Source organism: Aneurinibacillus tyrosinisolvens (assembly GCF_001015055.1).
Classification (GTDB): Bacteria; Bacillota; Bacilli; order Aneurinibacillales; family Aneurinibacillaceae; genus Aneurinibacillus_A; species Aneurinibacillus_A tyrosinisolvens.
Map to the genome: position 1 here is coordinate 1 of NZ_BBWZ01000079.1, position 10,890 is coordinate 10,890.

General features: G+C 48.2%; 9 protein-coding genes, 15 tRNA genes and 1 pseudogene. 23 read left to right on the forward strand and 2 right to left on the reverse strand.

All coding sequences use genetic code 11. From position 1 onward, the window contains the following. Positions 1 to 59 precede the first annotated feature (59 nt). From MBEAL2_RS27615 to MBEAL2_RS27700, 19 genes are all read left to right on the forward strand, one after another. Positions 60 to 135: transfer RNA gene (locus tag MBEAL2_RS27615), tRNA-Val, on the forward strand. A 24-nt stretch (positions 136 to 159) separates the two neighbouring features. Beyond that, positions 160 to 235, forward strand: a tRNA-Met gene (locus MBEAL2_RS27620). Between the two features lie 153 nt (positions 236 to 388). After that, positions 389 to 465 (forward strand) — tRNA-Asp (locus MBEAL2_RS27625). Positions 466 to 600: 135 nt separating this feature from the next. Then, a tRNA-Phe gene (locus MBEAL2_RS27630) sits at positions 601 to 676 on the forward strand. 35 nt (positions 677 to 711) lie between these two features. Then, positions 712 to 787, forward strand: a tRNA-Thr gene (locus tag MBEAL2_RS27635). A gap of 31 nt (positions 788 to 818) precedes the next feature. Beyond that, positions 819 to 903, forward strand: a tRNA-Tyr gene (locus MBEAL2_RS27640). A 30-nt stretch (positions 904 to 933) separates the two neighbouring features. Further along, a tRNA-Trp gene (locus MBEAL2_RS27645) sits at positions 934 to 1,007 on the forward strand. A 14-nt stretch (positions 1,008 to 1,021) separates the two neighbouring features. Beyond that, positions 1,022 to 1,097 (forward strand) — tRNA-His (locus MBEAL2_RS27650). A gap of 4 nt (positions 1,098 to 1,101) precedes the next feature. After that, a tRNA-Gln gene (locus MBEAL2_RS27655) sits at positions 1,102 to 1,176 on the forward strand. Between the two features lie 26 nt (positions 1,177 to 1,202). Further along, positions 1,203 to 1,278, forward strand: a tRNA-Gly gene (locus MBEAL2_RS27660). A gap of 102 nt (positions 1,279 to 1,380) precedes the next feature. Then, a tRNA-Cys gene (locus MBEAL2_RS27665) sits at positions 1,381 to 1,455 on the forward strand. Positions 1,456 to 1,463: 8 nt separating this feature from the next. Beyond that, a tRNA-Leu gene (locus tag MBEAL2_RS27670) sits at positions 1,464 to 1,552 on the forward strand. Positions 1,553 to 1,595: 43 nt separating this feature from the next. After that, positions 1,596 to 1,680: transfer RNA gene (locus MBEAL2_RS27675), tRNA-Leu, on the forward strand. 19 nt (positions 1,681 to 1,699) lie between these two features. Beyond that, positions 1,700 to 1,776: transfer RNA gene (locus tag MBEAL2_RS27680), tRNA-Pro, on the forward strand. 82 nt (positions 1,777 to 1,858) lie between these two features. Next, positions 1,859 to 1,932: transfer RNA gene (locus tag MBEAL2_RS27685), tRNA-Gly, on the forward strand. Between the two features lie 155 nt (positions 1,933 to 2,087). Further along, a complete protein-coding gene (locus MBEAL2_RS27690; protein WP_047155419.1) occupies positions 2,088 to 2,756 on the forward strand; it encodes a uracil-DNA glycosylase in 669 nt (222 codons plus the stop codon). 33 nt (positions 2,757 to 2,789) lie between these two features. Beyond that, positions 2,790 to 2,960 carry a hypothetical protein gene (locus MBEAL2_RS32140; protein WP_161798316.1) on the forward strand — a complete coding sequence of 57 codons (171 nt, stop codon included), beginning with the start codon at positions 2,790 to 2,792 and terminating at the stop codon, positions 2,958 to 2,960. Next, on the forward strand, positions 2,932 to 3,612 hold the full coding sequence (locus tag MBEAL2_RS27695; protein WP_082130236.1) for a uracil-DNA glycosylase: 681 nt from the start codon (positions 2,932 to 2,934) through the stop codon (positions 3,610 to 3,612). The genes MBEAL2_RS32140 and MBEAL2_RS27695 overlap by 29 nt, the downstream gene beginning before the upstream one ends. 18 nt (positions 3,613 to 3,630) lie before the next feature. Then, a complete protein-coding gene (locus MBEAL2_RS27700) occupies positions 3,631 to 4,962 on the forward strand; it encodes a purine/pyrimidine permease (protein WP_052948070.1) in 1,332 nt (443 codons plus the stop codon). Positions 4,963 to 4,995: 33 nt separating this feature from the next. Here MBEAL2_RS27700 and MBEAL2_RS27705 read toward each other — a convergent pair whose 3' ends face one another. Further along, the gene (locus tag MBEAL2_RS27705) at positions 4,996 to 5,679 is read right to left on the reverse strand and encodes a B3/B4 domain-containing protein (RefSeq protein WP_047155420.1); all 684 of its coding nucleotides are present in this window, start codon (positions 5,677 to 5,679) and stop codon (positions 4,996 to 4,998) included. 125 nt (positions 5,680 to 5,804) lie between these two features. Here MBEAL2_RS27705 and rnhA point away from each other — a divergent pair, with 125 nt between their 5' ends. From rnhA to MBEAL2_RS27720, 3 genes are all read left to right on the forward strand, one after another. Next, complete coding sequence (rnhA, locus tag MBEAL2_RS27710; protein WP_047155421.1) at positions 5,805 to 6,239, forward strand: ribonuclease HI; 435 nt, start codon at positions 5,805 to 5,807, stop codon at positions 6,237 to 6,239. An 18-nt stretch (positions 6,240 to 6,257) separates the two neighbouring features. Beyond that, a complete protein-coding gene (gene queG, locus MBEAL2_RS27715) occupies positions 6,258 to 7,427 on the forward strand; it encodes a tRNA epoxyqueuosine(34) reductase QueG (protein WP_047155422.1) in 1,170 nt (389 codons plus the stop codon). A gap of 64 nt (positions 7,428 to 7,491) precedes the next feature. Beyond that, positions 7,492 to 8,028, forward strand: coding sequence for a methylated-DNA--[protein]-cysteine S-methyltransferase (locus tag MBEAL2_RS27720; protein ID WP_152667955.1), 537 nt, complete (start codon positions 7,492 to 7,494; stop codon positions 8,026 to 8,028). Between the two features lie 64 nt (positions 8,029 to 8,092). Here the strand turns inward: MBEAL2_RS27720 and MBEAL2_RS27725 are convergent, their stop codons facing one another. Further along, entirely contained in the window at positions 8,093 to 10,030 is a 1,938-nt protein-coding gene (locus MBEAL2_RS27725) for an aconitate hydratase (protein ID WP_047155424.1), read from the reverse strand. A gap of 192 nt (positions 10,031 to 10,222) precedes the next feature. Here MBEAL2_RS27725 and MBEAL2_RS27730 point away from each other — a divergent pair. Next, positions 10,223 to 10,699 (forward strand): annotated as a pseudogene (locus MBEAL2_RS27730) (amidase domain-containing protein); the annotation flags it as partial. Between the last annotated feature and the right edge of the window lie 191 nt (positions 10,700 to 10,890).

Sequence of the window (10,890 nt, forward strand, 5' to 3'; positions counted from 1 at the left end):
GCATCGCTAACAACCGCAACGTCCTGTTGCGTTAGCGATACTAGCACGTCCTGTGCGTCGGAGGATTAGCTCAGCTGGGAGAGCATCTGCCTTACAAGCAGAGGGTCGGCGGTTCGATCCCGTCATCCTCCACCATATATTCTATACACTAATGATTGTCGCGGGGTGGAGCAGTTGGCAGCTCGTCGGGCTCATAACCCGAAGGTCGCAGGTTCAAGTCCTGCCCCCGCAACCATAATGTTAATCCGTGCTACGTCGAGATACTTCTTTGTTCGGATTAGATCAGGTGTACCCGCAAGGGTGCAACCATAATACTCATTCTTACTGCGTCGAGTTATCTTCTGCGCTAGAATGAATCGGGAGTACCCATTAGGGCGCAACCAATTACGGAGCCGTGGTGAAGTTGGAGTTCACGCTGGACTGTCACTCCGGAGGTCGCGGGTTCGAGTCCCGTCGGCTCCGCCATTTATTTAACAGTAAGGTAGACGGACCTCTCACCCGAGAGGAAATTTGGCTAAAACCGCAACGTCCTGTTGTAATGCCGAACCTCGCGCATCCTGCGTATCGGAGTCCCGTCGGCTCCACCATTCATTTATATGTGGCTCGGTAGCTCAGTCGGTAGAGCAGAGGACTGAAAATCCTCGTGTCGGCGGTTCGATTCCGTCCCGAGCCACCATTTCAAGTTATTTAACCGCATATTTTGTGTCGAATGCCGGTGTAGCTCAATTGGTAGAGCACCTGACTTGTAATCAGGGGGTTGAGGGTTCAAGTCCTTTCGCCGGCACCATTTTCATTTTCGAAAAATGGGTATACTATGTGGAGGGGTAGCGAAGTGGCTAAACGCGGCGGACTGTAAATCCGCTCCCTGAGGGTTCGGCGGTTCGAATCCGTCCCCCTCCACCACTATAATTTCAAAAGAATCATCCTTTTTATAGGGGCATAGTTTAACGGTAGAACAGAGGTCTCCAAAACCTCCAGTGTGGGTTCGATTCCTACTGCCCCTGCCAACCTTGTAACAATGGCGGTCGTGGCGAAGTGGTGAACGCATCGGATTGTGGCTCCGACACTCGTGGGTTCGATTCCCATCGATCGCCCCATTTTTGGGGTATAGCCAAGCGGTAAGGCAACGGACTTTGACTCCGTCATGCCCTGGTTCGAATCCAGGTACCCCAGCCATTCCTTTTTATTGTAAATGAGTCGATGCGGACATAGCTCAGTTGGTAGAGCACGACCTTGCCAAGGTCGGGGTCGCGAGTTCGAGTCTCGTTGTCCGCTCCATCAGTGTTCATCTGTACTATTTCCTTGCAGTATGTACCCTTTTAGGGTGCTTTTTTGTCTGAATATATGATATACTATTCCAAGAGATTCTTTGATTCATCTGGAGGCATAGCCAAGTGGTAAGGCACAGGTCTGCAAAACCTTTATTCCCCGGTTCAAATCCGGGTGCCTCCTCCAGCATGCAGGCCGGGGTGGCGGAACTGGCAGACGCACAGGACTTAAAATCCTGCGGTAGGTGACTACCGTACCGGTTCGATTCCGGTCCTCGGCACCATTTGTTATTCCTTTATAAATGAAGTTATTGCCTTTTATACTGTGCCGATGTGGCGGAATTGGCAGACGCGCACGACTCAAAATCGTGTTCCTTCGGGAGTGTCGGTTCGACCCCGACCATCGGTACCATTATTATGAGTTGCCATAACGGGAAGTGGCTCAGCTTGGTAGAGCACCTCGTTCGGGACGAGGGGGTCGCAGGTTCAAATCCTGTCTTCCCGACCACGATTTCATTAAGCGGGTGCACTAAAGCACAACGATCGAAAACGAGCGCAGAAGCCGATTCGACGCTGTACATTTTCATTAAGCGGGTGTAGTTCAATGGTAGAACATCAGCTTCCCAAGCTGAATACGTGGGTTCGATTCCCATCACCCGCTCCAATTTTAATACATAATATACAGATGCAACGCGGTTTTTCGTTATAAGACGAGAGAGCGCGTTTTTTTATTTTTATATTCTTTCTTTTTGAGGAAAGAATAGTAAGAACGTCAGTTGTGAAGTGAATAAATGCGGAGTATTGGAAGGAGAGATAACCTTGTTATTACCCGATGGGTTTTTAACCTGTGTTCGATGTGAAGATGGATTAAAACGTGAAGAAGGCCAGAATCCGATTCCGGGCGAAGGTATAACGGAAGCGGAAGTAATGCTAATCGGGGAAAGTCCGGGTGCGGAGGAAATGAAAACGGGCCGTCCTTTCCAGGGAAAAGCCGGGGAGAATCTCAATGGGTTTCTTGCTTCTGTGGGACTTGACCGAAATAAAATGTATGTTATCAATACAACGAGATGCCGGCCTTATAAAGAAAAAGAACGGGTGCTAAAGGACGGAACCGTTCGAGTAACGAAATCCAACAAGCCCCCTTCCCCGCATGCTATAAAATCATGTGCCGTCTGGCTTGATTACGAATTAAAAATTGTAAATCCAACACTCATTGTTACGCTGGGTTCCACGCCTTTAAAGCGTTTAATTGGGGAACAAAGCATATCTGAAGTTCACGGGACATTATTGACTTTACCAATACAGGAGCCGGGAGAAGGGGAAGACAGCCGGACACTTTATTTTTCGGAGAAGAAGTATCATATCTTCCCACTTTACCATCCCGCGGCTATTATTTACCGCCAGGAGTTAAAGCAAACGTTTGAGCAGGATTTAAAAAAATTGCGAGAAACCATTGAACAACTTAACTTGCGCAGCGTTCTGCTTTAAGGTAAGTCCTTTGTTCCGGAGCAGGGATTGATAATGAGGAGAGCAGCAAATGGGCTGCTCTCCTTTTTTGGAAAAAAACAAACAATCAGCAGTTTGGAAACGTACAGCATTTTTATAATTGTAGATAAATATGGTAAAGTAAAGGGACTGGATATTATGGCAGGTGAGGGCATACATGAGAGACGTATCGAATGGCATGAATGATTTTTACCGGCGTTTACTAAAAGACGGATATAAATCGGAGGACGTGCAGCCTGCGCTCCGGCAAGTAGAAAGAATTGTCCGCATGGAACAGGTGAAGCGTGAGATTTATAGCTGCACAGATTGTCCGCTTTGTACGGACGGGAAAGGAAAAGTACCCGGTACGGGGAATACGGGTACTCCTTTTATGATTGTTGGTGAGGGGCCGGGTGAGGACGAAGAAGCATGGGGATTGCCCCTGGTTGGAATCAGCGGTTCACTGCTGACACTAATTCTTGAAAAAGCAGGAATTAAACGTGAAAAAATCTACATGACCAACGTAGTAAAATGCCGGGCAACCGATGAGAAGGGAAAGAACCGGGCACCCGTGCACGAGGAGGTTGCAACGTGCGGAAAGTACTTACAGATGGAGCTTGCAATTGTAAAGCCGGCTGTCGTGTTAGCCCTCGGTAAAATCGCGCTTCAATTTTTCTTTCCTGATATGAAAACGATGTCCGGACATCGGGGAAATGTATATGAATACGATGGAATAAAGGTTATTCCAACATGGCATCCTGCTTACGTTGTACGGCAGCACGGGGAGTCGCTTGAAAAAGCAAAGCGCGAAGTGTGGGCTGATCTCAAAAAAGCGATTCAGTGCGCAAAGACAGACTAACAATGGTGAGGTGTAATAGTGGAGTCACAATCAAAAACATCGGAAAATTTATATGAGCTTAGTGAAAGGCCTCCTCTCTCGGTTACGTTGACCGCTGCCCTGCAGTGGTTTTTTATTACTTTATCCAGTTCGCTTGTTATTCCGCTCGTTATCGGGCAAATGTATGGATTATCAGGCGCACAAATCGGCCAGTTCGTTCAGCAAACATTTTTCTTTATCGGTTTTGTTTCCTTGCTCCAGATATGGGTGGGGCATCGGCTTCCCATTACCGAAGGTCCTGCGGGGATGTGGTGGGGGATTTTCGTTATTCTTGCAAACCTCGGCTCCGTAGCCGGACAGTCACCTAAAGAAATTGGACAGTCGCTCGAGATGGGGCTTATCATTACCGGGATTATGCTTGTCATACTTGGAGCCACCGGTTTTATCGAAAAGGTTCAAAAGCTGTTTACCCCGCTCGTTACCGGGGGTTATCTTGTCCTGCTTGCCGTATCATTAAGCAGCTCGGTCATGAAAGGCATGCTGGGCGTTGGGTATTTTTCAAAAGAAAGCGGAGTACACTCCGGGGTTGCGCTTATTTCAATCGCTCTCGTCTTCCTTTGCTTTATTATGATCCGTTCACGGTATAAATACATTCGAAGCTTTGCGATCCTTATCTGTATGCTTATTGGGTGGCTTGTTTACAGCACGCTTGGCTGGACCCGGCCGCCAGGAGAAGTGCACGGCTTTTTCTCGCTGCCTCGTTTATTTTTTTGGGGGCCGCCAATCTTTCATCTGGGCACAGTGCTCACTTCGATGCTGACAGGTTTGATTCTTTTAACAAATCTAATCGCGAGCATTGCGGTCGTCAGCCAGGTTACTAACGTAAAGCCGGGAAATAAAGAGTTTCGCAGAGGGGGGATGGTGACAGGAGTCGCTCATATTCTATCCGGTGCAGGCGGAATTGTCGGTCTTGTTCCGCTTTCAATAGCGGCGGGCGTCATCCAGGTTTCCCGTATTGCGTCACGCTTACCGTTTATTATTGCGTCTATTCTTCTCATGATTTTCGGGCTGCTTCCCATGGTAAGCAGCGCTTTATCAGGACTACCGTCACCGGTCGGCTACGCTGTCATGTTTGTAAGCTTTACGCAGCTATTAGGCTTTGGACTGCAGGATTTTAGCCGGGTTAAGCTGGATGAGCGGAACATTCTCATTCTTGGATTTGGTTTGCTGGCCGGTATTGGGCTTATGTTTGTCCCGGCGGAAGCGTTCCGTCAGCTGCCGCCGATTGTAAGTTATATTTTTGGAAATGGACTCGTAATGGGAGTATTACTTATTATTTTTCTTGAACAGGTTGTAATGCGTAAAAAGTAAGAAAAGAAGGTGCATCCCCGCACCTTCTTTTCTTTATGAAATAACGAGGTAGAGCTCATCCTTAATTCGGGACACTCCGCCGTTTACATGCGTAAACATTTCAGCGGCCGATGATAACAATTGTTCTTCTGTCCGGCGCGTGAATCCCGGGTGGATAAAGAAAACGTGAAGCAGGTTGGCGGCGTCCTCTTCTACACTGCTCCGGATAGAATCAACAAACGGGCTGCCGAACGGCCCCTTGTCGTCAGCCAAAATAAGTTTTCCTTCACACGAAAGCTCCCGGCCATTTAACCCGTCGTATGTTTCGCCGGGTTTTCCAAATCGAAAGGTAATATCTCCTTCAAGTTTATCCCTATTATACAGGCCCGCCGGAAGAGCAAACTGAAGGGAGAGAAAGTTATTTAAATCAACCCCTGTATTCACCCAGTGAAAGGGTTTGTTCTGTAATACGCGGCGGACAAAGGCCTCGGATGATGGGCGATAGCGGGACGGATCCATGCCGGCCGCCTTGAAAGCATCCCGCCATTCTTTAATGCCCGGAACGTCGGAGGCCGCTTTATCAAGGTAATCGTAGCGCATGTTTTCCATAAAGAGATTTATGCGCCCTTTCAACATGCCGGGCGTTTCTGAAAGGCGAACGTCATCATAATGCAGAATGCCGAGCTTCATTCCGGGAATTTTTGCTTGAATTAGCGGATCAATTGTATAGTGGGTCATAGCTAAGTCCTCCTTCACAACATATAACAAAAGTTTATCCTTTTCCTGCCTAAACGGAAACATTTTTATCTCATAGCGAGGATTTGTTATACTAAGGGATAGTACTCAAAGAGAAGAGGGGAACAATGAAGGATGTCATTATTTATACGGATGGGGCCTGTTCAGGGAACCCGGGCCCCGGTGGATGGGGAGCCGTTCTTCTGTATGGCGAACACCGAAAAGAAATGTCGGGACATGAAGATAATACAACGAATAACCGGATGGAGCTGAAGGCGGCTGTGGAAGCCATGAAGGCGCTCAAGGAACCGTGCCGGATTAATCTGCACAGCGATAGCGCCTACCTTGTGAATTGCTTTAAGCAGGGCTGGCATAAGAACTGGGTGAAAAACGGCTGGAAAAACAGCAAAAAACAACCGGTGGAAAACAAAGATTTATGGCAGGAGATTCTTGCTTTAATGGAAAAACATCAGGTCCAGTTTACAAAGGTAAAAGGGCACGCGGATAACGAATTAAACAATCGCTGCGATGAGCTCGCCACGGGAGCAATCCGGCGCGCCTAAAAGCAGGGAGGTGGGAACATGGAAAAACAACAGCACGATGACCGACAGCATGATTGGGACCGCCTGAAACAAGAAGTCACACAGTATGCTCTCTCCATTGGAATCGACAAGATTGGGTTTGCTTCGGCCGATCCGTTTCTTACGTTAAAGGAGCGATTATATAGACATAGGGAAAAGGAATACGAATCCGGGTTTGAAGAAAAGGATATCGAGAAACGTGCCGACCCTGCATTAACAATGCCTGAGGCAAAATCGATTATTGCTATTGCTATTGCTTACCCTTCCCGGATGAAATCACCGCCAAAATCCGAAAAGGGGAACTACCGGGGCATCATGGCGCGTGCAGCATGGGGGGAGGACTACCATACCGTTCTCCGTGCCCGGCTGGATAAACTCGAACGATTCCTGCATGAGAAACTGCCAGGGATTCATACGGAGAGCATGGTGGACACCGGCGTGCTTTCGGACCGCGCGGTTGCGGAGCGTGCAGGCCTCGGGTGGGTTGGAAAGAATACTTCATTAATTACACCTGAATTTGGTTCATGGGTCTATCTTGGGGAAATGCTCACAAGCGCCCCCTTTCCTCCCGATACCCCGGTGGAAGACGAATGCGGGGACTGTACCCTGTGCATGGATTCCTGCCCGACAGGAGCGATTGTACAGGGAGGGCAGTTGGACTCAAACCGGTGTGTTGCCTTTCTTACGCAGGTTAAGGACTACATTCCTGAGGAATACAGGGAAGCTGTGGGCAACCGGCTATACGGCTGTGATACGTGCCAGCAGGTATGCCCGAAAAACCGTAAGATAAACTTCACCCACCAGGAGGAATTCACGCCGGACCATGAAGTTGCTAAACCGTTGTTGAAGCCGTTATTAACAATAGGAAAAAAAGAATTTGCTGCAGTGTTTGGCCGCTCATCTGGCGCCTGGAGAGGGAAAAAGCCGATCCAGCGGAACGCGATTCTAGCCCTCGCCCATTTTAAAGACCAAACGGCAGTAGAACCGCTCATTGACGTACTGCAGCGTGATGTTCGCCCATCTATGCGGGGAACAGCGGCCTGGGCGCTTGGGAAAATTGGTGGGGAAGAAGCACAGCAGGCGCTTGAAAGAGCAAAAACAAATGAAAAAGAGAAAACGGTGCTGAATGAGATAGAAAAAGCTCTATCCTTCCCGTTAAATGTCGAATAATTCCTCTGGCTTTTTTTAATAAATGCGGGGTAAGATGGTGGGAAGATGGAAAGGGAGGGATACGGTGAAGTCGATCGTTTATTATACCGTGTACGACAGCCCGCTCGGGTTAATCACGCTAGGGGCAACAGAACGCGGAATTTGCTGGGTAGAATTCGGCAAGGGAGACGCAACAACACTTTCGCTCATCCGCTGGGCTAAGAGATGGCTTCATACTGAAAATATAGCGTACGAACCTGAACATTTTATTGAAGCAACCATCCAACTGGACGAATATTTCTCAGGGATTCGACAAGAGTTTTCCGTCCCTCTTGATATATACGGTACGGCTTTTCAAAAACTTGTTTGGGATCAGCTTCAGCGCATTCCGTATGGACAAACACGTTCCTATAAAGATGTCGCTCTGGCGATGAACGCGGCAAAAGCAGTGCGTGCCATTGGCGGTGCCAACAACAAGAATCCGCTTTCTATTTTTGTGCCATGCCACCGTGTTATCGGTTCGAACGGTGCGCTTGTTGGATACGGCGGCGGACTTGACATTAAGGAATACCTGTTGAAATTAGAAGGCATTCTGGATAGAGCCGAAGTGGGCTCCGCTTAACATATAAATTGTAAAAGAGGAAGGGCCGAATGGAGCCCTTCCTCTTTTTTTCGTGATTCTGTTTTTAAATGGTCACGCCGGAGTTCATTTTTGTAAAGTTTAGCAATCCGCCCGCTTTAATAATTTCCTTCTGACGGTCAGATAAATCATGGACGGTCGTAAATACAGTATCTTTTGTTACGTTGCGTACAATGATTTCATCACCTGCAAGCTGGTTTACCGTATTTTCAATTAACAATTCATCACCCTGCGCGATTTGTTCATATACGCTCTCGTCTCTAAAGACGAGGGGCAGAATTCCCACGTTAATCAGATTCTGACGGTGAATACGGGCGAATGATTTTACGATAACCGCCTTGATACCGAGATACATAGGCGCAAGCGCGGCGTGCTCACGGCTCGAACCCTGCCCGTAGTTTGCCCCCCCGACGATAAATCCTTTCCCGGCTTCTTTACAGCGTTTTGGGAATTCCTGATCGATTACCGCATATACATATTCTGAAATTGCCGGGATGTTTGAACGGAGGGGAAGCACCTTAGCCCCGGCAGGCATAATGTGGTCGGTTGTAATGTTGTCGCCGACCTTCAGCAGGACATTTGCGTTTACAACATCGGCCAGCTTTGTGTTAATCGGGAGCGGCTTGATGTTAGGGCCGCGTACGATTTCTACTTCCTCCGGATTTTTTGCCGGTTCAATAACCATGTTATCGTCCAGTGTGAATTGCTCTGGCAGTGACACTTTTTCATACGTTAGCCCAAGATCGCGCGGATCGGTTAATTTGCCGGTGAGGGCCGTCGCCGCAGCTGTCTCCGGGCTTACCAGGTATACGTTCGCGTCCTTCGTTCCTGAACGGCCTTCGAAGTTACGGTTAAAGGAGCGGACAGAATTGGAACCGGAAGAAGGCGACATTCCCATCCCGATACATGGACCGCAGGCAGATTCGAGAATCCGGCCTCCTGCCGCAATTAAGTCAGCCAATGCGCCGTTTTGGGCGATCATCGTAAATACCTGCTTTGAACCCGGAGAAATGGAGAGAGAAACATTCGGATGAACCGTCTTGCCTTTTAGCAGCGTTGCTACTGTCATCAAATCAGAGAAAGATGAGTTTGTACAGGAACCGACGGCTACCTGGGAAACGGGAATGGGTCCGGCCTCATGCACTTTGACCACATTATCCGGGCTATGCGGGCGGGCGACAAGCGGCTCAAGTTCACTTAAGTCAATCGACAGATGCTCATCGTATTCGCATCCTTCATCTGCTCCAAGCGGAGTCCAATCCCCTTCCCGTCCCTGGGCCTTCAAATATTGCTTCGTCATCTCGTCACTTGGAAAAATCGAGGTCGTTGCTCCCAGCTCAGCACCCATGTTCGTAATCGTTGCGCGGTCCGTCAGGCTGAGCGAAGCGACTCCTTCCCCATAATATTCGATAACCTTTCCGACGCCGCCTTTTACCGTTAAATTACGCAACACTTCAAGGATTACATCCTTTGGAGCGACCCACGGCTGAAGCTTCCCTGTTAAATGAATGCCAAGCACTTTCGGCATTTTTAAATAGTAAGGTCCGCCTGCCATCGCGACGGCGACATCAAGGCCCCCGGCACCGATCGCCAGACACCCCATCCCGCCTGACATCGGTGTATGGGAATCCGAGCCAAGCAGCGTTTTTCCCGGCTTAGCAAAACGTTCAACGTGAACCTGGTGGCAAATTCCGTTGCCGGGACGGGAGAAGTATATACCGTGCTTAGCGGCGATTGTTTGTAAGAAACGGTGGTCATCTGCATTCTCAAAGCCATTCTGCAGCGTGTTATGATCGACATAGCTGACGGAAAGCTCGGTTTGTACGCGAGAAATGTTAAGAGCCTCGAATTGAAGATAAGCCATCGTCCCGGTTGCGTCCTGCGTGAGCGTCTGATCAATGCGGATTGCTATTTCCTGACCGGGGATCATTTCCCCTTCTACCAGATGATTGCTGATGATTTTTTGTGTGAGGTTTTTAGCCATATCATGACCTCCTAATCATTTTGAAACTATATACTCCTTACCCATTCATTGCGATAAAATCAACGTGATGGAGCGGTAAAACTATCGAGTCAGTCATGTTTCTTCTATTTTTAATTACACTTTGTTTTGTCAAATGAAACAGAGTTTCAAATATACAGTATCTTTGAAAGGGAGCGGGTAACCAATATGAGATACATCTATAATCGCTTGCGCGCGGTTCAATATGCTGAAAATTGGTGGAACAACTACAATCCGGCCTTCCATAAATTTGAGGTAGACTGCACAAATTTTATTTCCCAGTGTCTGCATGCTGGCGGCATCCCGATGAAGCATACGGGACAAAGAAACAGCGGCTGGTGGTATTCTGGCGATAATTGGAGCTATAGCTGGACGGTCGCCAACGCCTTGCACTTGTATCTGGAGCAGGGAGGCTATATTAAAACCGAACCAAAGAAAACACCCCAGGAATTAACGGCAGGAGATATTATTTGCTATGATTTTGATGGAGACGGCCACTGGCAGCATAGTACAATCGTCGTTGCTAAAGACAAAGATGGAATGCCACTTGTGAACGCCCACACGACAAACAGCCAGTATAGGTACTGGAACTACACGGACTCAACTGCATATACGCCTGATATCCAGTACAAATTTTTCCATATTCTATAAATATGAATCTTTTTTTTCCACGGAACGTAGGAAAAGAGTATAATGGACCAAGATATGCAGAGAAACCAGGAGGAACATATTTTTTATGGATAAAAAGAGGTGGATTGCCCTGGCGATTGTAGCTGTTATTGTTGTCGCTGCAATTGTTGTGGCTGTGATCAGAGGAGGTTCTTCTACCAGCCCATCCGGGG